This window comes from Nitrospira sp., assembly GCA_016788885.1.
Lineage (GTDB): Bacteria > Nitrospirota > Nitrospiria > Nitrospirales > Nitrospiraceae > Nitrospira_A.
The window spans coordinates 13,071-35,669 of sequence record JAEURX010000065.1; the positions used below are offsets into that span (position 1 = coordinate 13,071).

The window sequence follows — 22,599 nt, forward strand, 5'->3', positions numbered from 1 at the left end:
AAGGGTGGCCTTATGAACATCACGATTTCTTACATGAAAACGATCTTCACCAGGAGGAATCGAGTGCAGGAACGGAGGTGAAAAGGTGCCGAAATATTGGCAGGTGAATAGGTGGTGTGCCCATATATGGGCAGTCAATGATTCGCTTGCGCAGGACGGATGATAGCCAATTTTTTCATGCGGTGTTGAAGGGTTGATCGTTTCATGCCCAATTCCTGTGCCGCGCCTTGCTTGCCTGCCAGGACCCAATGTGTTCGGATCAGTGTCTCAAGGATATGCGCCCGCTCGGCCTCCGCCATGGTGCGCGGATTGGTGGCGGGAGGAGTGGTGCGTCCCAGGCCGTCGAGGTCCTCGGTCGTCAAGGTCGAGGTCCGGCTGACGATCACCGCACGTTCGATGACGTGTTCCAGTTCACGCACATTGCCGGGCCAATCATAGGCAGAGAGCGCCTTGAGCGCGGCGCTGTGAATGCGCGTGACCGGCTTCCGATGCCGTTGGCTGTACTTCTGAACAAAGTGGCGTGCCAGAAGTGGAATATCCTGAAGGCGTTCGCGCAACGTCGGAAGGCGAAGCGGAAAGACATTCAGGCGGTAGAACAGGTCGGCACGAAAGCTGTTTCGTTTGATGGCTTGATCCAGATCAACATTCGTGGCGGCAAGGACGCGGACGTCGACTCGGATGGTCTGTGTCCCACCGACCCGGTTGAACTCTTGGGCTTCCAGGACACGCAGGAGTTTCATTTGCACGTCGATCGGGAGTTCTCCCACCTCGTCCAGAAAAATGGTCCCGCCGTGTGCGAGTTCGAATCGACCCAGCTTGCGGGCGGTCGCGCTGGTAAAGGCTCCCTTTTCATGTCCAAACAGTTCGGATTCGATGAGCGTGGGCGGAAGTGCGGCGCAATTTACGGTGATCAAGGCTTTCTGCTGACGTGGCGAAAGTCGATGAATGGCCTGGGCCACCAGTTCTTTGCCGGTTCCTGTTTCTCCGGTGATGAGCACGGTAGAGTCTGTGGGGGCTACCATCTCGATGGCGCGCAGCGATTTTTGTAACGCAGGACTGTCGCCCACCAGGCTCTTCAGGTCTAACGACGCGCCCATTTCTTCCCGCAGATAGACGTTTTCCTGCTCCAATTGGTCTTTGAGCTGACGAATCTGATCGTAGGCTGAGAGATTGGTGATCGCGTGGGACAGGTGAAAGCCGATCTGTTCAGTCAGTGCCAAGTCACGCTCGGAGAATGCATTCCGCCTTTTGCTCCCGATGGCCAGGAAGCCATAGGGTTTTCCACGAACCAGAAGAGGGCAGAGCATAGCGGAGAAGACGCCGAGTGATTCGAAGTAGCGATGCTCAGCAAATCGCTCCTGGTTGTGCCCGGTGAGGAGCAGCGGCTTGCCGGTCGTCAGGATTTCTGCCGCGGCCATGTGCTCGAATGGAAATTGTCGCAACGCGTCCTGGTCTATGGCGACGCCTTCGCAAGCGACGATGTCAAACCAGCGATTGTGGGGTTCGCCGACAAACCGTACGAGGCCTGTCACATCATGGTGAATGACGTTGCGGAGAATCGGCTGAATCGAATGGATCAGATTGTCGAGCGTGATGGCGCCGAGCACCACCTGACCATTGATGGCGACCAGCGTGTCGCGTTCTTCCGCCGCCAACACGGCGGTCAGCACAGGCGCGATGTGTTGGCCCAGCACTTCGAGAAAGTCTCGATCCTCTTCGGTAAATGCGTCCGGCCCTTCCATTGCGACTGCCACGATGACCGCCAAGGTCTTGGCTGGCGCGCCGATTGGGGGCTCGGCAGGTATCGTGACCGGCGCCACCAGGACCGATGAACGTCGGTAGATCAGAGGATCAATTGCCTGAGCTTCCGTCCAGGGCGCGTTGCTGAGATCATTGGCGAGAATGGCCTGTCCGGCGCGGACGGCGGCTTCCTTGATGGTGCCTGCTGCCGGGAGTTGGGCAATAGGGTACGCAGGAGAGGTTGGGTCTCGAAAAATATCCGATACGGGTGAAAACGCCGCAGTGGTCTCGCTGTAGAGGTAGAGGCCGAGGATGGAGCATCTAAGGATCGGTAGAAGCTCATCCTGCAGGCGTTCGTCAAACTGGCGGAGCGTTTTGGTCTGAAGCAGCGTGCTCAGAATATGGAACCGATCACGTGTATCAAAAACGGTGCCCATATGTGGGCACTGTACCACGTGACGGTTATCCATGAAAAGCAGCCCGCAGGTGATAAGGCAAGGTTAGGACGGACGGCCTGTGAGGCGTGATTTCAGTCCGTCGAGGCGGGTCTTATCGAGGGTCACATAGATAGACCGCTCTTGAGTCACGGTCACCGCGCCGGGGGCTTGGCCCTTGGCTTTTTTGACCCATTTTCGCCGCGTGTAAATCACATCGCCTTTCCCGCTTTTCTTGAGGTCGCTGTACAAGAGCGCGAGGGTGGCTGCGTCGCGTATCGTCTCAAGCGGAGGTTCCGCACCCTTTTCGAGGCGCACGACCACATGAGAGCCTGGTGTCCCGCGGGCATGGAGCCACAGGTCCTCACTCCTGGCCAGTCCGAATGTGAGTTCATCGTTTTCCCGCGCATTCCGTCCGACAAATATCGGACAGCCATCCGCGGACAGAAAGCGTCGAAATGGTCCGCGGCGCCCTTCATCGCCGGGACGAGGTTTGGAGAGTCGGCCCGTGGGGCGTCCTCTCGGTCGTTCTTCTGTGCTCTGCGCAACCCAGGTGCCCTGTTTGATCGTCTCCAATTCTGCCTGGGACTGTTGGATCTCGGTGTGGACTGTGGTCAGACGCGGTGCGATTTCCCGTTGAGCTGACACGAACTTACGGTACTTCGCAAAGTAGGCATCCATGTTGGCCTGCGCCCCCTTTGTCGGGTCAAGCGGGATCGTCAACTCGGGTAGCCGTTCGTCGTAATAATCCACGACGGAGACCGCCGTCATGCCCTTCTTCAGCACCCCGAGGTTCGCCTTCAAGAGCTCTCCGTAGCGTGCGTAGGGTTCGTACCGTCCAGCCTGTTCCAGATCTCGACGGAGTGCGTCTGCGCGACGCAGGAGTTTCTTGAGATGCTTTCGCAGGGCCGATTCCCGCTCCCGAACCTGGGTCAGGCGGGAGAGCTCTGCCTCCCGTTCTCGGTAACGAGCCTCCAGCCGAGACGACAGTGGGAAGGCTTCCGCGTTGAGGGGCTGACCCCCGAGCTCGGGGAACACAGCCTCTTCCGAGGCGTGGCGGACAAGAGGCACGTTGGGAGCTTGATATGGCTGGTTCAATCGGTCCTTGTGTTGCCGAAGGGTGGCCAGCACGCGGCCGTCCTCATCGAGAAAGAGCAGGTTTGCGTTTCGGCTGAATAATTCCGCGACCAGCGAGACCGGCCCGCTCCGACTGGTCAAATTGAGCCGGACGATTCTGTCGCCGGGAACATGCTGGAGAGATTCGATGTGCGCACCTTGAATCCGAGCTCGGAGCAATTGGCAGAACACCGGTGGGCTCGGAGGGTTGGGAAGGCCGGATTGAACCAGGTGCAGGCGGGCTGTGCTGTCGTGCACCGAGCACAGCAACCGGCGCGTGTGGCCAGGAACACGAACTTCGAGCACCAGGCAGTCGGGAAGCGGTTGAGAGATTTTTTGGATCCAGCCCTGGGCCAGTGCCGGAGCCAGTTCCTGGACAATGGAGCCAATTTCTGTCGCAGAAAAAGACATTATTTGTATGCCAGACCATCCGCGAAGGAATCAGCCTTCTGTCCCATCCTGTACAGTCTGTCGGCACTCGGGTGATCCACAATCACAGTAGCCGATTCTACCCATTTTTGTCCCATGAGACCAATTCGGACACAGAACAAGGCTATGAGATCGCTCAGGGCGAGCCGCGTCGTTGTCACAGACTGCTCCAGTGAAGGAGACGGGGCCGCGGAGTCCATGGCATTCGGTTTGCTTACTGTCTGGTGACGGTTGGTGAGTTGATCGCTGGGCAACAGGTGCTTGCGTCTGTCGAGGGCCGTATTGTCTGTCCGAAGGGAGGCGACTCATGACGTGCACGCGATGTGAAGGATTGATGGTACAGGATGACTTGATCGATCTTCAGGAGAGTTATCACCCCATGCGCCTGCAAGGGCATCGGTGCCTGAGTTGCGGCAACATCGTCGATACTCTGATTCAGCGTCATCGGATGGTGCAGAATTCTCACCTCCGTCCCGTTCCGGCCTCAGCACCGGAGAAGCCCTTTCTCTTTGATTTGATCAAGCTCACGGCATAGCGGCATATCCCCCGCGACACGCACTTCTCTCTCGCGGGGGAATGTGCCCGGGTGCCCCTGTGCGCCGCTCGCCTCCGCAGCTGCTCCTCGTTACGATCGCTCAGCCCAGTCCCATTTCGCCTCACGTCTGGTGACATATTGCCCCTCTTGTCCAGTGAGCCGTCTGCTTGTCAGTCGCTACGTACTCGCGTACAGTGCGCGCGACACGAAAATGGATGTAGGAGTGTTCTGTCGTGACAACATTACTGACTGCAGGAATTCTTGAACGACTGATGGAAGCGTTTCAACAGTCGATGCAGAAGTTGCTGAAGGATCTCTGTCGAGATTTTGAACGGAACTATGCGGCCGATGCCTGCACGCTTGGCTTGCAGATCGACTGGTTCCGACGGCTTGGGCGCTCCTTCACGACATCCGAGTACAGCAACTGGAAGGTGGTGGGATGGATCGAGTCGCTCAACGATCTGCTGTACCTCGTCGATATCGTCACGCAAGTGCGGCAGGAGCGATCACGTCGGGAGATCGCCCAACAGCTTCGCGCAGAATTTCGAGAGAAGTTCTACGAGCATGGGTACGCCGATGAAATTTTTCCGGACGGAAAGCCGGATCCACGCATGCTCTTGCCACGCCTGACCACGCTCTGTCAGCGACTCGCGCAAGAAATCACTCAAGAGTCCGTGTGCCTCGCGCCCCGGCTGGCCTGCGACTGGGTGGCACGGCACCGTTCCGATGCGTGGTTGGTGCCGTGTGATTTGCGTGCGAATGTTGAGCGTGTCGAATTGCCCTGGGGCTGCGCCATCGGCACGATGGGGATCTTCTATGAGGCCATCGGGCAGGCTCGCACTGCGTTACAGCGCGCGGAGGGGCAGGGGAAACTTGTGATTGCGGCATCCGGGATCGATCTGTTGATCGGCGATCGCGCGTATCCCATGCTGGAGTGCGGCAGGCATGAGCGGTGGCATTGGCGGCGACTGGTCCCAGTGGCCCTGCGGAAGAGCCGATACGGATCTGTTGTCCTCGGGCCGACGCTTGTGTATGGAAAAGATAAAACGCCCATCGGGGTGCGACCCACGAAGCCGGAGGCGGCGGAACGCATGCGCCGGGCATTGTCGGCCATAGCTGCCGCCTGGCCGGAAGGGGATCGCCTGCTGGCGTTGCTGACCTCGCGGATCGTTCCGCTCAACGCCAAAGGGGTGGTGAGTTTCAGCTACCGGCATCGTCCAGGACTATCCGCCATCAATTGTTTCGACCGTGATGACCTTGATTTGATCGACGACTTGATCCATGAGAACAGCCACCATCACCTCAATCTACTGCTGCGCAAGGATGTGTTGTATCAACACGACCATAACCAGGAGTTGTTCTATTCTCCGTGGCGGCGGAGTTTACGGCCATTGAGAGGGATCTTGCACGCGACATTCACCTTCACCATGGGCGCCATGCTGTTCGAGCGATTGGTGATCTGGGGGACCGGCCGAAATGGGGCGGCGGCTTGGCGACGCGCTGGTTTGAGTCAACGCGATCTGGCGCGTGCGCGCTATCGCAGTCTCGAAGAAATCGAGTCGGTCCGTTACTCGCTCACCGATCTCGACTACGCCGGCAGCGAATTGAAATGGCTGACTCGCGGAGGTAAGCAATTGGTGCGGCAACTGGCCGATGCCCTCGCGCAGATTGAACAGGCGATGTCTACCCAACAGGCCGAAGTCGCCACATCTTCCTTTGGTCCGGCGCTACGCCGACATCGAGCTGCCCTAGCGCATGCCCGCCAAATCTATGAGCTGACTTGATACGTCTGTATTGACCGACCGTACGATAAGAAGGAAACTCTTACATTAGTGCGCTAGGCTGCCCTCTAGGCGTGTTTCACGAGAAACGAGCACACGTCAGGAGCGCCAACTCCTGCCTTTCCTATCAGAGTAGAGTCCATCGAACCACCAGGCATTGCTTTGTTCAGTATCATGGAAATGCCTAGTACAGGTGTGTTAGCTGAAGATGGAACCGAGTTCTGTTTAAATAGAGCCTTCACTGACAACGTTGTCCCATTCGTAGCGCTTTTCCCATTCATAAACTCGATAAACGTTTCGATAGGCAAGGCGTTGCTGCTGATCGGTGTGGGTGAGGATGTAATGCCGAAGTGGGTCAGAAGGTCTGTAACTTCGGTGATCGTCGCGTAGCGGAATCCATAGGTTCCCAAGAGTCCCCCAAAGTCAGCAAGCACGTCCTGATAGGACCGGGTTGCAGTGGTTGTGAGGTTCAACCACTGCAACCCGGTGGTGTCGTCCAGTGTCAGGAGTTGATCACCACTGCCTGGAACGAGATCTTGTTGATGCAATGCCATAAGCATCCTCCATGGTTGGCGGCGCGATTTGTGGGCAGCAACATACGGTGGGCTGATAGTAACACAACGTTTCCGGTTGGAGTAGGCGTGAAGGTCACTGCCTTGCGCCTCGGTGCCGACGATAGGCCCGCACACCCGGCAACGGCGCTGTGGGATCGTATCCGAGTCGATACGCTGTGTATCGACTCGGATACGTAGAATAGCGCATTGGACCCGTTCGTTCAGGGATCGACAGTGACATCGACGTATGCCGGGACACTGTCTGCGCCTTTCTTGTCCGTGACGCGCAGTTTGAACCGAAAGGTGCGAGTCTCGGAGACATAGGGGGCGACGAAAGACGGCTCCGCCATATTGACATCGAGCATCGCAACCTTGCTGCCTCGTACCTGACTCCACGCATAGAACAGCGCTTCTCCCTCCGGGTCCCGACTCAGCAATCCATTGAGGCGCACCTTCGTGCCTGCTTTGACCGTTTTGGCGGTGCCGGCATCGGCAATCGGCGGCTCGTTCGGTTCCGGGTTGACCTCCACACGTACGTCGAGTGTGGCCTGTTTCCCCCGATTGGCCACGCTCAGGGAGGTCTTGCCGATCCCGACGATCTGTAACAGTCCGTCCGGTAACACCTTGAGGATGCGCTCGTCGCCTGAGGTATAGGTGGTGCCCGTGTTGGGGGATGACAGTGGGCGGGTGATGCCATCCGCGAATTCGCCGACGACGGCAAGTTCGAAGATCTTTCCGAGTGAGTCAACGTGACCGTAGGCAGAAGACTGCCCGCTCCGGCCGAGTTGGAGTGGTTTTTCTGTTTCAAAGTCGATGGAGAGCAGTTCGGCTGCCGGCTGGACGGTGACAAGGATTTCGTCGAACACGGTTTTGCGGCCCAGACGGCCTTGGGAAATGTCTGCAATGGCCAGGAGGCGCATGCGTCCGATGGCGTCCGGCGGGACCGGGAGCGCGCCTCCGTACGGTGGAACGCGATCCACGGTCGAGGTCAACACCGGTAGGGCCACCACCGGTGCTCCGGTGATACTGTCTTTCTGCCAATACTTATCGGTTGCCATGGCGCCTTGAGAGGCCTTGCCCGTTCGATCTTCCCCCTGTTCGACCAACGCGTCCGTCTGTTCCGGATACCAGTAGTACCGAACCTCGACGAGGCCTGCTTCCTTCCCTGCTTCGACCTCCACGGTCGTCGGTTGTCCGGAGGTGAGGATGGCCCCATTGGCTGGAGCCACAATGTTGAAAGCCAGTGCAGAGGGAGCCGGCATGCAGAGTAGGAGCATCAGGCAGGACAGGAACTGCCGTGGCTGTTGCCACATACTCGGCCCTGATGACAGAAGGCTGATCATGGTCACCTCGTCAGGTGATAGGGGACGTCGGTTAGAATGACACGGTCTTTGAACAGGAGGGCGCCTTTCAGCATGAAAGCGCGCTGATTGTGAAGAATATTCTGCCACCAACGCGCAGGCAAAATCTCCGGGATCACCACGGTGACCCAACATTCCTGGTCCTTCTGCAGCACCTGCTCGAGATAGTCCAGGAGCGAACTCAGGACGGATCGGTAGGGAGACGGCAGCACGGTGAGGGGGACGCCGCAGCCCCACTGGGCCCATTGAATTTCCACCCGGGCGGTCTCTTCCGGGTCGACATCGACGAGCACAGCGCGGATATCGCCGGAGCGGCTGCGTGCATAGTCGACCGCGCGGATGACTGCGCGATTGACCCCGCCGATCGGAAGGACCACGATGTTCCGACGCGGCATGGGTGGGCGATGGCCCCGCGATAGCGCGACTTGTTCCGCGACGGCTTTGTAATGCGAATGGATGGCACGGAAGAAGCTGATCAACAGCGGGATTAATACAATGACGATCCACGCGCCGTGTGTGAACTTCGTACTGGCGATGATCACAGTGGCAATGGCGGTTGTCACGGCACCGATGCCATTGACCAGCAGTTTCTTTTCCCAGTGCGGGCCCTTCTTGACGAGCCAGCGCTTGACCATACCGGCCTGAGAAATCGTGAAGGAGAGAAATACGCCGACGGCATAAAGCGGAATCAGCGCATGGGTATCGCCGTTGAACAGGATGATCAGCAAGCAGGAAAACACGCCGAGAATGATCACGCCGTTGGAGAAGACCAGCCGATCGCCCATCATGGACATTTGATGAGGCATGTAACTGTCGCGAGCTAGGATCGAGGCCAGCCGGGGGAATCCGTTGAAGCTGCTATTGGCGGCCAGGATGAGAATGATCATGGTCGAGGCCTGAACCAGGTAGTAGAGCGGACCAGTGCCGAAGGTCGCGCGTGCGATTTGGGAGACGACGGTTTCATCCTCTTTCGGTACGATGCCGAAGTAATAGGCCATGCCGCTGATGCCGATAAACAGGGTGCCGAGAATGACCGCCATGCCGATCATGGTCAGCGCAGCATTCTTCGGTTCAGGCTTCTTGAAGGCAGAAACCCCGTTCGAGATGACTTCGACACCGGTCAGGGCCGTACAGCCGGAGGAAAATGCGCGCAGGAGGAGAAACAGGGTCAATGGTTCCGCCGCCGCGATGGTGGGCAGCGGCTCAATGCGCGAGACAACACCCAACAGAATTTGAATGGCGCCGACGCCGAGCATGGCGGCGAGGGTGCCGATAAAAATATAGGTCGGGACGGCGAAAAACTGTCCCGATTCACGGACGCCGCGCAGGTTGACGACGGTCACCAGCAGGATGGCGGCCACGCAGAGCCCTTCACGGTGCGGGAGCAGGTCCGGGACGGCGGAGGTGAGCGCGGCAATACCGGCCGCGACGCTGACGGCAACGGTCAGGACGTAGTCGATCATCAAGGCCGCGGCGGCAACCAAACCGGACCATTCGCCGAGGTTGGACTTCCCGACGATATACGCCCCGCCGCCCTCCGGATATTCAAAGATAATCTGGCGATAGGACATGGTCAGAATGATCAACAGGCCGATGATGGAGAGACTGAGCGGGATGGAGTATCCCACCATCGCCGTTCCGGCCAGGGTGAGGACGAGCAGGATCTCTTCCGTGGCGTAGGCCACCGAAGAAAGAGCATCGGAGGAAAAGACGGCTAGGGCGAGTCGCTTAGAAAGGCGTTCGTGAGCGGCTTCCTTCGTCTTGAGTGGCAGGCCAACCAGCCAGCGTTTCAAGATCATGCGTCATTATGCCTCAAGTTGCAGAAGGGAGACAATGGCGCGCGATGCGCAGCACCGTGGGTGCCAGATCGCTCCTTGAGAATGTGGAGCGGCACGGGGCCGCGTGAATCGCGGGTGGATGCGAGGTGGCGTGAAGGTTCTCGACTGACCAAGGGGGTTGACAGAGACTTGGGACTTCAGTAATCTCCGGCCCTTACTTCAGGGGAGTGCCCTGCGGGCGTGAAACCGCAGGATTACAACCAGAACGGGTTACTCTTTTATCGAGGTTGTCATGTTCTAGTTCGTAATCGCTCAACAGTTACATCCGTTTCTATCCAAACTCTATCCAAGGAGGCCGGTCCATGGATTGTCAGTGGTTCACTCGCGTCACATTGCGCGCCCTCAGCGTTATCGCTGGCGGTGCGCTTGTGTGCCTCCCGCTCACCGCGTCGGCTGAGAGTCAGCTGCATGCGGATCAGGCGGTACCCCAACACACAGCAATGTCCCATCAACTCCCGTCGTGGGCGGAGAAGTTGAAGGGGCAAACGATCGTCGAAGACTCGATGGCTGGAAAGCCGGAACGGTCTGCGATGGTCGAGCAGCAGCACCAGCGGATCATGGAGCATTTGACCAATGATCCGCAGGCGCAAGCGGTCAACACGGGTATGTTCAATACCCAGACCATGATGCACCAGTACGGGGCAGGCGGTCAGGACCTTCTCTTGATGTCTGACCCGCGAGTGGAACCAGTGGCAATGACGGGTGGTGGGAAATGCCCGGCCACTGCACCGGTGAAGCAGTACAACGTCTCGGCGATCAACGTCGAAATCACGCTCAACCAGTGGCTCGATTTTTATCCAGGCTACATGTACACCCTGGATGAAAACCTCGACAAGGTCCGGGCGGAAGAAACGAAGAATCGGGAGTCGCGTGATAAGGAAGGCTTTGATCCGGGCGCGGTCATTCCCGGCGTGCAGGCCCAATGGATTCAGCCATTGACCCTTCGCGGCAACCAGGGGGATTGCGTCAAGATCAAGCTGACCAACAAGCTGGAAGGCGGCGAAGACGTTAGCCTTCACGTCCATGGCTCCAACATGGTCGTGAGCGCGACCGGGGCTGCGGCCACGACGACGAACTCCGACACCATCGTCGCAAAGGAGAAGAGCGGCGAATTCGAGTGGTATATCCATCCGAGCACGCAGGAAGGCGTACGGCAATTCCACACCTTTGCGAACGATCGCGAACTCACTGTGATGGGCCTCTTCGGCTCCTTCGTGGTTGAGCCCCGCGGCTCTGAATATCTGGAACCGTTGGGGAACGGTGATCCAACCCCGGCCACGAGCGGCTGGCAGGTGATCATCCGGAACGGAACGGGCCCGGATTTTCGTGAGTTCGTGCTGTACTATCACGAAGTCGGCGACGAAGCGTTCCGCCCCGTCAATAAGAAGGGCGACTTCCTACCGCAGCGCGATCCGTTGACCGATGCCTACCGCCCGGGTGGCCGCGCGATCAACTATCGCAGCGAGCCGTTCGGCATCAATAACATGCATGTGCAGCACGAATACTTCGGCTTCGAGGACGAGTCGATGGGGTACAGCTCGTACACCTTCGGGGATCCCTCCCCGACGATTCCGCGCTCTTATATGGGAGACCCGGCGAAGTTCCGCTTGGTCCATGGCGGATCCGAGGTGTTCCACAGCCACCATCCGCATGGCGGCACCATCCGCTGGCCGCGCAGCCCGCGCGCCATCGACGATATGAACCTTTGGACCACCAGCGCCAATGGACCGGTCAAGTACCCGGTCATTCGTGCCAAGACTGACCGTGTCGACGTCGAAGTGATCGGGCCGTCCGAAGCGTTGGACCTCGAGACCGAGTGCGGCTCGGGACTCTGCCAGCAGTTAGCCGGTGACTTCCTCTTCCATTGCCACGTGGCGCACCATTATGTGGCGGGCATGTGGGGCTACTGGCGCGTGTACAACACCCTGCAGCAGGGTGATATGCGGAACGATGTGATGCCGGATCTGCGTGAGTTGCCGGATCGCAAAGGCCGCATCAAGACTCCGATTACCTCGGATAAGTTAGTGGGCCAGACCGTCGATTGGTTCGGCAAGGCCTTCAAGATTGTCGACAAGGGCAAGAGCGATTGGAAGTCCAATCCTGCCACCATCACCATCAAGGATTGGGTGGAAATGCAGTTGCCCACCATGGGCAAGCCTGGTCACAAGAACGACGAAAAGGGCCAGACGATTTCCTACGATGCCACCGTGTTGGATTGGGCGTGGGAAGGCACTCGTGCGATGAGCGAGCCCGAGAGCACGATCGACAATCCGAAGTACCGGTCCTCTCATCCGGGCAAGCGGCACCCGATTACGTTTGAGCCGTTGACGGGAAAGGTGGCGTGGCCGCATTTGACGCCGCACTTCGGCAAGCGCGTGATGTTCTCGCCGAACCACGTCGGTGCGCCCTGGCTGGAGATGATCCGCCGGGATGCGAACGGCGAGGAGAGTGTGGATCAGGCATTGCCTGGTGAAAATGGAAATTGGAGCCTTTGCCCGGCCAATGCCGGACGGAAGAACTACAATGTCCACTTCATCAAGCTCCCGATCACGATTGCCAAGAAGACGGGCAAGGAGCCGGCCGTGGTCGATCCGAACGGATTGATCTTCGTGCTCCATGAAGAGGAAGCCGACGTTCGTAAGAACGATGACTTGAAGTATCCCCTGGTTGTCCGCGGTAACATCTACGATTGCGTGGATTGGACGCTGACGAGCGAGTGGGATGACGACGACTACACGAATTTCCAGTCGTCGAAAATCAATACACATTGGCATTTCCTGCAGTTCGACAATCAGGCATCCGACGGCGTGATCACCGGGTTCTCGTACGAACAGTCGGTGCGGCCGTTCACGATGTTGGAAAAGAAGAACCCAAAGGGACTGCCGGTTCCGATGAATACCGTGTTCACCGCCGCCGCCAAGAAGGGCGCGACGACGATTACGGTGAAGAATGCCAAGCAATTCCATGTCGGCACGCTGCTGTTGGTGGGTGCAGATAATGTGAAGGGCAATGAAATCTCCCGTATCAAGGCGATCAACGGCAACACGATTACCTTGGCCAAGGGCCTGAAGCACGATCACCCGGCCAACGACATCGTGACGGTCGAGTTCGTGCGGCAGCGGTTCTGGGTCGATGCGGACGTGGGAACCGTGTTCTGGCACGACCATGCGTTCGGGGCGACCACGTGGCCGCATGGTGGATTCGGGACCTTCATTGCCGAGCCGGTGGGCTCGACCTATCATGACCCGAAGACCGGAAAATTGGTGTGGAGCGGACCGATCGCGGACATTCATACCAACGAGCCGGTGGGCCATGGCGTGAACAATAGCTTCCGCGAGTTGATGGTGCAGGTGCACGATACCGTGCCTCACACGGTCAACATCGTGACGGCGGGCAATCCTCCTGGGCAGCCGATCGAAGTGGCACTCGAGGCAGGGAAGACCGTGTCCTTTGCCATGCCGGAGAAGATTTACATGACGCCGATGCCGTTCCTGAACGGTGGAACGCACACCACGGGAAGCGGCTTAAACTTCAGAGCGGCGCCGATTGCACAGCGGTTGGCGACGAATCCTGATGTGTCACAGGTCTTCAACAGCCAGATCCATGGCGATCCGTACACGCCGACGCTCCGTGCCTATGTCGGCGATACGATGGTATTCCGTCTCTTGCACACGCTCATGAATGAGTCGATGGTCTGGACGTTGTCCGGCCACACCTTCTGGACTGAGCGGTATGCTTCGGATGCCAATCGGAAGAACTCCATCCACATCGGCATTGCCGAGCGCTACGACCTCGTGGTGCCGGAGGCGGGTGGAAGCCGGCACTTGGCTGGCGACTACATTCACTTCAATGGCCGGTCCTCGAAGTTCTCCGAGGGCGGCTGGGGTATCATCCGAGTGTTGGATAAGGAGCAGGGAGATTTGAAGAAACTGCCCGCAGGCTTCTCCAACAAGGGTGAAATGCCCAAGGCCTTGCCGGTGTGCCCCGGCGATGCGCCGGTGAAGCACTTCAACGTGGTCGCGATGGATTTCCCTGGTATGAAGTTCAACGCGAAGGCGCCGAACGAAATCGAAGTCGACTTCGAGCGCAAGATTCTCACGACCAATCCTGAGGCGAAGATTTATGCCTTGGAGGAGGACGTGGCAAAGGTGGCCGGTGGAACGCAGCCGATGCCGTTGACCCTGCGGGTGAATGCGGGCGACTGTGTCAAGGTTCATCTCAAGAACAAGATGAAGGAGAGCAAGGCCTCCTTCTCGGCGATCGGTCTCGCCTTCGATCCGAAGGATTCTATGGGGGCGAACGTCGGAAACAATCCAGGTGATCAGACGGTGGTCCCTGGAGGTGAGCGCGACTACACCTATTACGCGGATCCTTTCAACGGGGAAACTGCGTCGTTGGTGTGGGATTGGGGCAATGTGATGACCAATCCGCGGAACGGCTTGTTCGGGGCCATCGTGGTCGGTCCGAAGGGATCGAAGTATCGTGACCCGAAGACCGGTGCCGACCTGTCCACCAAGAACGCGTGGGCAGCCGATGTCATCATTGACCGGTCCATCCCGGGCAATGAAATGCGCGCGAACTACCGTGACGTGGCGTTGTTCTTCCAGGACGAAGACAACATCATCGGCACGAGTTTCATGCCGTATGTGCAGAATGTGGCGGGTTTGACCGGCGTCAACTACCGGTCGGAGCCGTACAAGTTCCGCGAGGAACAGGGGTGTTCGCTCGGGAAGGTCTTCCAGCCGTGTAAGGCGGACAAACCGGAAGATCCTGCAACCCCGATCATCGAGGCCCATGCCGGCGACCCGGTCCGCATCCACGTGCTGGGCGTGAGCAATGAGCAGAACGGCATGTTCAGCGTCGAAAAGCACGAGTGGCCGATTGAGCCGTTCATGCGCGGCGCCGACCAGATCAGCGTCGTCGAGTACTCCGGATCGGAGACGATCGATGCGTTTATTCCGTCTGCCGGTGGCATGTACCGCCTGCCCGGAGACTATGTGTACAGCAACCAACGGTTGCCGTATTCCCAGTCGGGACAGTGGGGATATGTCAGGGTGTTGCCGTCCGGTGACACCAGGCTGTTGCCGCTGACCGGTACCGGTGCTGGAACCAAGAGTGCGGAAGTGGACCAGCCAATGATCCACGCGATACCCGTCGCGTCAAAGTAGGCTGCGTACATCTCTCACGAGGCGACGAGGGGGGAGCCCGAAAGGGCTCCCCCCTTTTGTTATGAGACGGGGATTGTGTATGATCGGAAAAATGCCGACATGCAGGTTGGCGCACGTCCTGTACACGAAGGCCTCGTTGTTGAGGAGACTATATATGCGAATGATTAGACTCGCTCTTTTTGCTGCTCTGAGTGTTTTCTCTTCTCCATCATGGGCTTATGAGGAAATGACCGTCGTGGATGGTGGTAGTATCACCGGGACGGTCACGATGACGGGGGGGAAACCGACTCCGAAAGGATATAACCTGATCACGTTTCCAGATCCTGTGTATTGCGGGCGTATTTCAACCGGGACGGGTTGGAGAATCCTCGATGAATTTTCAGTGACTTCAGGAAGTGGATTAAAGGATGTGGTTGTGCTCCTGACGGACGCCACGAAGGGCAAGCCGTTCACATTCGAACCGCTCACGATCGAGGCGCGAGACTGTCGCTTTCTCCCGTTTGTCACGGTCGTCAGAGACGGTTCCGAGGTGACGGTCATGAACATGGATCCGGTCATGCACGACATTCAAGCCTACGAAACGTCCCAACTCGGCCCGCGCGTGCTGTTTAACACGCCGCTGCCCATGAATCCCCATCACAAGCGGTTTGTCACGGCGGAAAGCCATGAGCACTTGGCCGGTGAGCCCGTGAAGGAAGCGATTCACATGACGAAGGGGCGCCGCATTTTTGTGATGCAATGTGGATTTCACGCCTATATGGAGAGCTGGGGAATGGCGGTCGACAATCCCTATTACGTGCTGACCACCGACGGCGGCACCTTTACGCTCACCGATGTGCCGCCAGGCGACTACACCCTGATGGCGTGGCACCCGGGATTGGGGACGATGCTACAGAAGAAAGTCACGGTTACGGAGAAGGGGATATCCACGGTTGATTTCGCGTTTGAGGCTCCGAAAGGGCGGCGTAGCGTCCATGAGATTGAGCATAATCCGCATTACGGACCGGAGTCGCTTGGGAAGCTTGTCGATATCCGCCCGACGCTGGAACGGCAGGTTCCGTAGCCGCGTGTGAATGACAGACAAGGAAGGTCATCATGCTGAATCGAACTCAGAAGATTCATTCCTTCGCAGTGGCTGTGCTGATGTGGCTGGGGCAGGTCGTGTCGCCGGTTGGAGCCTATGAAGTGATCGACGTGCAGCACGGCGGCACATTGGATGGGACGATCACGCTGGCCGGTGCGATTCCTGAGCCCAAAGGGTTCAATCTCATCACATTCCCGGACCCTACCTATTGCGGGCGGATCTCCAATGGCAAGGGGTGGCGCTTGCTCCACGACTTTATCGTGGCCCCGGAGGGCGGGCTGAAGAACGCGATTGTCACGCTCGAAGGTGTTGAATCGGGTAAACCATTTGATATGTCGGTGCCGTTGATCGAAGCTCGGGATTGCATGTTCCAGCCCTGGATCACGATCGTGCGGAACGGGCATGCGGTGGAAGTGGTGAACATGGACCCCGTGATGCACGACATCCAAGGCTATGAAACCTCGCCGGAGGCGGGGGCACGAGTGTTGTTCAATACCCCGCTGATTTTGAATCATCAACATCAACGCGGCAACATGCGCGCAATCCATAATCATGCGCCGGGAAAATCGCTGGTTGGCCCAATTTACTTGAACAAGGGTCGTCGGACCTTCTACATGCAGTGCGGCTTCCACGCGTACATGGAAAGCTGGGCCATGGCCGTGAACAATCCGTATTATGCGGTGACGGATGAGCAGGGGGCGTTCAGGCTCGAGAACATCCCGCCGGGCACCTATCAAATGGTGGTCTGGCATCCACAGGCAGGGCCAGGGGTCACCCGCACCATTACCATCGCTCCGGATGGAACCACGACTGAACGCGTGGCGCTACCGGCTCCGAAGGGAAACCGTACCGCTTACAAAGTCATGGACAATCCACGGTTTGGTCTTGAATCGCTCGGTCATCCGGTGGAGATCGAGCCGTTGGTGGAGCATCAGCACTAGGCGAGTTTGGGGAAGAGCTCGGCAATGGGCCCTGCTGGGCTGCTTGTCGATGAGCCTGTGTCTGGCATGTGCCGCAAGCACCTGGGCACACGAGCCTGCCTCAGTGGCTTCGGCTCCTCCAGCGGTCGAGTTCTCTGCGTCGCTGGTCAAGCGGGTGGAGGGGCGCCGGTTTGAGGCACAGGTGTTTGCTAAGAGTGATCGCCTACGGCTGGAGTACAAGTATGCGATCAAGACCGAACTCGGCTATTCCAGCATAGAAATCATACGATTGGACAAACGCGAGTCGTGGTTTGTGCTGGCCCAGCGCCGGCAAATTCTCTCGGTTCCCATCAAACCGGAGGAAATCCTGCCGATTCAGCCCAGCCTTCCTGGAGAAAAGAGTCGCACGCTGGTGGGAGATGCCATCACCACCGGGCGTCCCTCCCAACTCTACGACGTGCGCGTGGACTATAACGGTCGGGACGAGCGGTTCTACGAGTGGGTGGATGCCGAAACGGGAATCGTGCTGAAGCTGGTCAGTCAGGACCGTGATTGGTCTGTCGAATACGTGCGGATCCGGCTCTCTCCGCAACCGGACTACTATTTTGAGGTGCCGACCGGGTATCAACGTTGGGTTCCACCATCTTTGCCGCGTGAACGAGGATAAGGAGCCTGCGACGGTCAGGAAGGGATTTCATGGTGCTGCAGAGTGAGAAGCATTCGGATGGAGGCTGGAGACGGTGTGTGGCCATGGCCCTGTTGTCGTTGTTGCTGATGGGGGGGGGGGCCGAGACATCCATGGCGAGTTCGGTGAAGGAGGTGCAGGCGGCCTTCGACAAGAAACATTATCAGGAGGCCCTGGATCTCATTGAGCAGATCACCAAGGAGAAGGAGGCTCAACCGGATATTCGTCGGCTGAAGATTCGGTCGTTGATCTTTCTGGGCAAGCCGAAGGATGCCTTGGCAGACTATGACCGGCTTGAACAGGACCTGAAACAGGAAGATCGAGCCCTTCTCAGAGAGGTCTCGCTGGGATTCATCTATGTGCTCCTAAAGGATATGCGCGAACAGATGCGCGGGGCTGCCTACACGGCGTTGAAAGATGTGGATTCCCCGGAAACCATTCCTTCATTGGAGGATGGTCTGAGTGATGGGTCTGGATTGGTGCGTGCCCTTGCGGCGGAGGCTCTTGGAAAGCTCGATGCCGGGCGACGGTCGCCACGATTGCGGAATGCCCTGGAAGACCAGGCCGGTCTGGTGAAGGCCACGGTGCTGAAGGCATTGGGGAAAAGTCACGACCGCTCGGTGATTCCGCTGTTAGAAAAGGCGCTGAAGGACGAACAGCCGGTCGTGCGGCTGGCTGCTGCCGGTGCGCTCTATCATGCCGGTCAATCCGCCATGTGGGATGTCGTTCAAAAGGCAGCCTCGGCTCCAAATCCCGAGGAGCGCGCCTCAGCCCTGCGGATGGTGGGTGAATTGAAGGATGCACGGGGATTGCCGATCCTTCTGGAAGCGATCACCAATACGCAGCCTTCAGTGCGAGGCGCTGCGGCATCGGCGTTGGGAGAACTTGGAAAGGTTCAAGGCATTCCCGCTCTGGAACAGGCCCTAGAGGACAAGATTCCCGCCGTGAAAACTTCGGCGGCCATCAGTTTGGGCGAATTGGGCGTGAAGGATTCTCTGGTTGCGTTGAGGAAGGCCTTGGCTGATCGCAATCCGGTCGTCAAGGCCGCCGTGGTATCGGCGCTCCTTCGGGTTGACGAACCATTCGAGTCCATTGCCGAAGACCTGTATGGACTCGCGCAGAATAACGATCCGGGAACACGCTCGGCTGCCGGGAAGGCTGCCGGTAGGGCTCATGGGGTCAATACCAGAGCCGCGGTGGAATTTCTCGGCGGACTCCTGAAGGATCCGATTCCCCGTCCACGCATTGCTGCGGCACGGGCGCTGGGGCAAATCGGCGGGGCCGAAGTCTTGCCGATGCTGAAAGCCGCCTTGCACGACGAGGATGATGCAGTCCGTGCGACGGTTGGCGGGGCCATTGTCCGGATCTTGGGGCGCACGAAGCCCCTGCCCAGCCCTGTGAAATCATAGTTCCTCCGGGATAGGGTCGGCTGGTTTTGAAGTTGACAGTGCGAGTTGGATTCCAGTATAGAGAAATGTTCAGGGGCCTAGTCGTGGTCGAGGGAGAGCCACGTCAAGTAATGAGTACTGTTAAAACAAGGGGTTACAGTCACCAGCCCTTGTGATTGTGTGGTGACGACGTAGTTGGCCGGTTAATGTTCATTACAAGGAGGCAGTGACATGAAGAAGGGTGCGATGAAAGTAGTGTTCGGCGTTGCGGCCGCAGCATTTTTGGCTGCGCCCCTCACCTCATTTGCCGGAGGCACGATCGCGGGGAAAGTGACCTATCCCGGGAAGGCAGAGCAGAAGGAATTTTCCTTCGCCAAGTTCCCGAACCCGAAGTTTTGTCCGAAGAACCCCAACAAGAGCCTCATGGACGGCGATAAGCGCTTCCTCAAGACCATCGAAGTGGCGAAGGATGGTGGCTTGAAGGGTGCGGTTGTGGCCGTGGTCGATATCGAAGATCAGGCTTTCCAGGATGGTTTCAAGGGGACGGACGTCACGGCGGAATTCTGTGAATTCTTGCCGTTCAGCGGCGTCGTGGTGAACAACAAGAATTTCCGCGCTGAGAACAAGGATGCGGATCCTGATGATCCCAAGTCCGTCCTGGGCGTGTTGCACAACCCGCACAGCTTCACGGTGAAGGGCTCCACCTCGGCCACCGGTTTCAACATCGGTTTGGCCAAGAAGGGTGACAAGCTGGAGAAGCCGGTGACCTTCCGTGGCGGCGCCGAAAAGGCTGGCTACTATCGGTTGCAGTGCGACCAGCATGAGTTCATGCAATCTTTCTTCTTGCCGGTCTGGAATCCGTACCATGCAGTGGTGAAGGATGACGGTTCGTTCGAGATCCCGGGCGTGCCTGCCGGCAAGCACAAGGTGGTTGTTTGGCACCCGTTCGTCGGCAAGGGCAAGCTGAACGAATTCGAGATCGAGGTAGCCGAGGGTGGAACGGCAAACTTGAAGGCTGAAATCAAGTAGTCGTTTCCGTTTAGATGTGATGCGGGGATATCCCGCTCGGAGAGGGGCAGTGGTTCACGGTTGAGCCACTGCCCTTTTTCTTTGCGTGCCGCTGCCCTCCTCGGGTATTCCTCCAGATGCAGAGGCGTTTTCGCTGCATCCGCTTCGCCGAAATAGCTCGCTAGGTGGCTTTCATGAATAGGTAGTTGAAGTGGTCGTGCCCGCCAATGGCTCGCCTTGCGTTTCCCTTTCTGAACTCGGTAAGATGCCCAATTTATACGCCATATTATCGAAGTGGGGGATCTGTGCCTCGCGAATTGTCTCTCGCCGAAGTGTTCCAGTTGGGCTACTACTGGGAAACAAAAATTCTCTTAACTGCCGTGAAGTTAGACGTCTTTTCGTTGCTCGACGGTCAAGGACGCAGCGCGGCGGAACTCGCTAAACAGCTTGGTGCCGACACACGTGCCTTGGAATTGCTCCTGAACGCTTTGGTGGCTATCCGGCTTCTCGCTAAGAACGAAACAGTCTACGCAAACACGCTGGTGGCACAGACCCATCTGGTCAAGCATGGGCCACAGTATGTCGGGCATTTGCTCCTGCTGCATGATGCCGAGTGGGACAACTGGGGCAAGTTGGAGGAGGCCATCAAAACAGGCCGCTCACCCGTGTCCCGCCATGTGTTCGAGACGGATCCGGCGTTAGGCGCCAATGTTTTGTCCGTCCTGCATCGAATCGGGCAGCAGAGTGGGCCGGATTTGGCGAAGCGTCTGGGGCTCGGTCAGGCTCGGACCATTCTGGATTTAGGCGGTGGGGCGGGAACGAATGCCATCGCATTCTGCCGGGTGTATCCGACCCTGTCTGCCACCGTGTTTGATCTGGCGACGACCCTTCCGTTGACGGAGCGAACGGTGAAGGAGGCGGGGCTTGAGGGTAGGATTGCGCTGAAGTCCGGCGATTTTAATCGTGACTCCCTCGGGGGGCCTTACGACGTGGTGTTGATGTCGGACATCCTGCACTACCAGAATCTGGCGACCAACGCCGCACTGGTGAAGAAAATTCATGCCCACCTGAATCCCGGTGGACGCTTGGTCATCAAGGATCGGTTTCTCGACGCATCCGGCACGAGTCCGGCGTGGACGGCGGCCTTTGCGGTGCACATTCTGGTGAACACCGAACAGGGGGGCTGTTACCGCACGGCTGAGGCCATGCAGTGGATGCATGACGGGGGATATACCTCGGTCGAAGAAATTGAACGGACTGCCGTGGTGCAGGGGTTTAAACCGCAGGCGGAGTAGGAACAGCGATGTTTGAATTTCTCCGACAGCCGGGATTTTTCGGGACTCATGCCACGATGGGAGCGGATCTCAGTCAGTTGATGGCGACCCTGTTTACTGCGTTGTTCATCCTTGGCTGGGTCCAGGGCAAACAGCATCGTGGGCACCAGCACCACTGGTTGATGCTCGGTGGAATGGTCACGATGGTGGGGTTTTTTACCGCCTACTATCTCTTCCGGCAGTTGGGCGTGCTGGCGTTTGAAGGGAAAGAAGGATTCGGCGGGTCTCAGGCTCTTTACGACTACGTGTTTATTCCCGTCCTGACGGTGCATATCATTTTAGTCATTATCGGGCTGGTCATGGCGGTCTATATGATCGTCCTGGGGTTTCGATCTCAACAGATCCTCAGTGGCACACGGAGCTTGAGCGCGTCGCTTTTGCAAACATCCTGGAAGAAAGTCAGCCTGATCTTTGTCGCTCTGACGGTCGTGGTGATGTTCTTGTTCGGGACGCGGGTCATGTCTGCCGGATTTTCCATGCGCAAGTTGGAGGTCTACCTCGGGTTTCTCGTCCTGGTGGCAATCGTCTTTGCGGTGGAAATGGGCATTCAGCGTATCTGGCCGGATGGTGGCCAGCGGCATCGCGCGCTTGGTCGGTTCACGATGATTGTCTACTGTATCTTGTTTCTGACGGGAACCTTTACCTACGCCATGTTGTATATCTTGTATCCTGGAAAAATCGGGTAGGGGTACTGAATCGAAACGGGGAGCGAGTCGCGGGTTATGCTTGTATGCGGGTGCGGCGGTTGGATGCATACCGAGGGGGTGGATGAGCGACTCTCGCAAGAGGGGCAGCCTGCCTGGTTTGTCCGGACGGAGTGTCGTCCGTGTCGCTGGGTGGTTGGTGTCGACGTCCCCGCAGGACAAGCCGACGGGCTCGTCGATCGAATACTGTGGTCCGATGATGCGAAGCATCGCTTGGATCGCGTCCCGCCCTATGCCGTGCCGCTGTTACGTGAGTTGGTGGAGGGGTTTGCCAAGGCCAGGCAGCAGAGGGTGATCACCTACGATCTGATCGACCAGGCGCAAACCGGCGATGTTGTCTCCTGGGATCCCGACGCTGAACAGCGGTTGGCCAATGTGCCGGCGCCCGTTCGCGCCATGGCACGGGTTGAATTGGAGCGTACGGCCGTCGACCGTGGCGCGCGTGTCGTGACGGTGGCATTGATGGAAGAAGTCAAAGCGCGATACTTCGGCATGGCTGCTCAGAAACAATAAGGTGCAA

The 22,599-nt window shown here is 58.1% G+C and carries 16 protein-coding genes; 11 read left to right on the top strand and 5 right to left on the bottom strand.

Translation table 11 applies throughout. The features are described 5' to 3' along the window. Positions 1 to 134 precede the first annotated feature (134 nt). Positions 135 to 2,177, bottom strand: a complete 2,043-nt coding sequence (locus tag JNL86_16705) for a sigma 54-interacting transcriptional regulator (protein ID MBL8044551.1) — start codon at positions 2,175 to 2,177, stop codon at positions 135 to 137. Between the two features lie 63 nt (positions 2,178 to 2,240). Next, positions 2,241 to 3,701, bottom strand: a complete 1,461-nt coding sequence (locus JNL86_16710; GenBank protein ID MBL8044552.1) for an NFACT family protein — start codon at positions 3,699 to 3,701, stop codon at positions 2,241 to 2,243. 325 nt (positions 3,702 to 4,026) lie between these two features. On the opposite strand from JNL86_16710, the gene JNL86_16715 reads away from it, so the two are divergent. Beyond that, positions 4,027 to 4,254, top strand: a complete 228-nt coding sequence (locus JNL86_16715) for a hypothetical protein (GenBank protein ID MBL8044553.1) — start codon at positions 4,027 to 4,029, stop codon at positions 4,252 to 4,254. Between the two features lie 233 nt (positions 4,255 to 4,487). Continuing rightward, positions 4,488 to 6,038, top strand: a complete 1,551-nt coding sequence (locus JNL86_16720; protein ID MBL8044554.1) for a hypothetical protein — start codon at positions 4,488 to 4,490, stop codon at positions 6,036 to 6,038. A gap of 65 nt (positions 6,039 to 6,103) precedes the next feature. Here JNL86_16720 and JNL86_16725 read toward each other — a convergent pair whose 3' ends face one another. The 3 genes from JNL86_16725 to JNL86_16735 all read right to left on the bottom strand — a co-directional run bounded on the left by JNL86_16725 (position 6,104) and on the right by JNL86_16735 (position 9,749). Next, on the bottom strand, positions 6,104 to 6,589 hold the full coding sequence (locus JNL86_16725) for a hypothetical protein (protein MBL8044555.1): 486 nt from the start codon (positions 6,587 to 6,589) through the stop codon (positions 6,104 to 6,106). A gap of 221 nt (positions 6,590 to 6,810) precedes the next feature. After that, positions 6,811 to 7,902 carry a hypothetical protein gene (locus JNL86_16730; GenBank protein ID MBL8044556.1) on the bottom strand — a complete coding sequence of 364 codons (1,092 nt, stop codon included), beginning with the start codon at positions 7,900 to 7,902 and terminating at the stop codon, positions 6,811 to 6,813. Between the two features lie 32 nt (positions 7,903 to 7,934). Further along, positions 7,935 to 9,749 (bottom strand): APC family permease, encoded by a 1,815-nt coding sequence (locus tag JNL86_16735; GenBank protein MBL8044557.1) that lies wholly within the window; start codon positions 9,747 to 9,749, stop codon positions 7,935 to 7,937. Positions 9,750 to 10,090: 341 nt separating this feature from the next. On the opposite strand from JNL86_16735, the gene JNL86_16740 reads away from it, so the two are divergent. The 9 genes from JNL86_16740 to JNL86_16780 all read left to right on the top strand — a co-directional run bounded on the left by JNL86_16740 (position 10,091) and on the right by JNL86_16780 (position 22,592). Beyond that, on the top strand, positions 10,091 to 14,956 hold the full coding sequence (locus tag JNL86_16740; protein ID MBL8044558.1) for a multicopper oxidase domain-containing protein: 4,866 nt from the start codon (positions 10,091 to 10,093) through the stop codon (positions 14,954 to 14,956). 154 nt (positions 14,957 to 15,110) lie between these two features. Next, positions 15,111 to 16,019: a carboxypeptidase regulatory-like domain-containing protein gene (locus JNL86_16745; protein ID MBL8044559.1), complete on the top strand. Its 909-nt coding sequence runs from the start codon at positions 15,111 to 15,113 to the stop codon at positions 16,017 to 16,019. Between the two features lie 32 nt (positions 16,020 to 16,051). Next, positions 16,052 to 16,981: a carboxypeptidase regulatory-like domain-containing protein gene (locus JNL86_16750; GenBank protein MBL8044560.1), complete on the top strand. Its 930-nt coding sequence runs from the start codon at positions 16,052 to 16,054 to the stop codon at positions 16,979 to 16,981. A 103-nt stretch (positions 16,982 to 17,084) separates the two neighbouring features. Next, on the top strand, positions 17,085 to 17,627 hold the full coding sequence (locus JNL86_16755; GenBank protein MBL8044561.1) for a hypothetical protein: 543 nt from the start codon (positions 17,085 to 17,087) through the stop codon (positions 17,625 to 17,627). A gap of 29 nt (positions 17,628 to 17,656) precedes the next feature. Next, positions 17,657 to 19,054: a HEAT repeat domain-containing protein gene (locus tag JNL86_16760; GenBank protein MBL8044562.1), complete on the top strand. Its 1,398-nt coding sequence runs from the start codon at positions 17,657 to 17,659 to the stop codon at positions 19,052 to 19,054. 210 nt (positions 19,055 to 19,264) lie between these two features. After that, a complete protein-coding gene (locus tag JNL86_16765; GenBank protein MBL8044563.1) occupies positions 19,265 to 20,062 on the top strand; it encodes a hypothetical protein in 798 nt (265 codons plus the stop codon). A gap of 284 nt (positions 20,063 to 20,346) precedes the next feature. After that, entirely contained in the window at positions 20,347 to 21,336 is a 990-nt protein-coding gene (locus JNL86_16770) for a methyltransferase domain-containing protein (protein MBL8044564.1), read from the top strand. Between the two features lie 8 nt (positions 21,337 to 21,344). Then, entirely contained in the window at positions 21,345 to 22,061 is a 717-nt protein-coding gene (locus JNL86_16775; GenBank protein ID MBL8044565.1) for a DUF420 domain-containing protein, read from the top strand. 63 nt (positions 22,062 to 22,124) lie between these two features. Further along, the gene (locus tag JNL86_16780) at positions 22,125 to 22,592 is read left to right on the top strand and encodes a PCP reductase family protein (protein MBL8044566.1); all 468 of its coding nucleotides are present in this window, start codon (positions 22,125 to 22,127) and stop codon (positions 22,590 to 22,592) included. The last annotated feature ends 7 nt before the right edge of the window (positions 22,593 to 22,599 follow it).

Coding starts and splice junctions, on each gene's coding strand:
- JNL86_16705 (MBL8044551.1), bottom strand. CDS start 2,177: ATGGGCACCGTTTTTGATACACGTGATCGGTTCCATATTCTGAGCACG.
- JNL86_16710 (MBL8044552.1), bottom strand. CDS start 3,701: ATGTCTTTTTCTGCGACAGAAATTGGCTCCATTGTCCAGGAACTGGCT.
- JNL86_16715 (MBL8044553.1), top strand. CDS start 4,027: ATGACGTGCACGCGATGTGAAGGATTGATGGTACAGGATGACTTGATC.
- JNL86_16725 (MBL8044555.1), bottom strand. CDS start 6,589: ATGGCATTGCATCAACAAGATCTCGTTCCAGGCAGTGGTGATCAACTC.
- JNL86_16730 (MBL8044556.1), bottom strand. CDS start 7,902: ATGTGGCAACAGCCACGGCAGTTCCTGTCCTGCCTGATGCTCCTACTC.
- JNL86_16735 (MBL8044557.1), bottom strand. CDS start 9,749: ATGATCTTGAAACGCTGGCTGGTTGGCCTGCCACTCAAGACGAAGGAA.
- JNL86_16740 (MBL8044558.1), top strand. CDS start 10,091: ATGGATTGTCAGTGGTTCACTCGCGTCACATTGCGCGCCCTCAGCGTT.
- JNL86_16745 (MBL8044559.1), top strand. CDS start 15,111: ATGCGAATGATTAGACTCGCTCTTTTTGCTGCTCTGAGTGTTTTCTCT.
- JNL86_16750 (MBL8044560.1), top strand. CDS start 16,052: ATGCTGAATCGAACTCAGAAGATTCATTCCTTCGCAGTGGCTGTGCTG.
- JNL86_16760 (MBL8044562.1), top strand. CDS start 17,657: ATGGTGCTGCAGAGTGAGAAGCATTCGGATGGAGGCTGGAGACGGTGT.
- JNL86_16765 (MBL8044563.1), top strand. CDS start 19,265: ATGAAGAAGGGTGCGATGAAAGTAGTGTTCGGCGTTGCGGCCGCAGCA.
- JNL86_16775 (MBL8044565.1), top strand. CDS start 21,345: ATGTTTGAATTTCTCCGACAGCCGGGATTTTTCGGGACTCATGCCACG.
- JNL86_16780 (MBL8044566.1), top strand. CDS start 22,125: ATGCATACCGAGGGGGTGGATGAGCGACTCTCGCAAGAGGGGCAGCCT.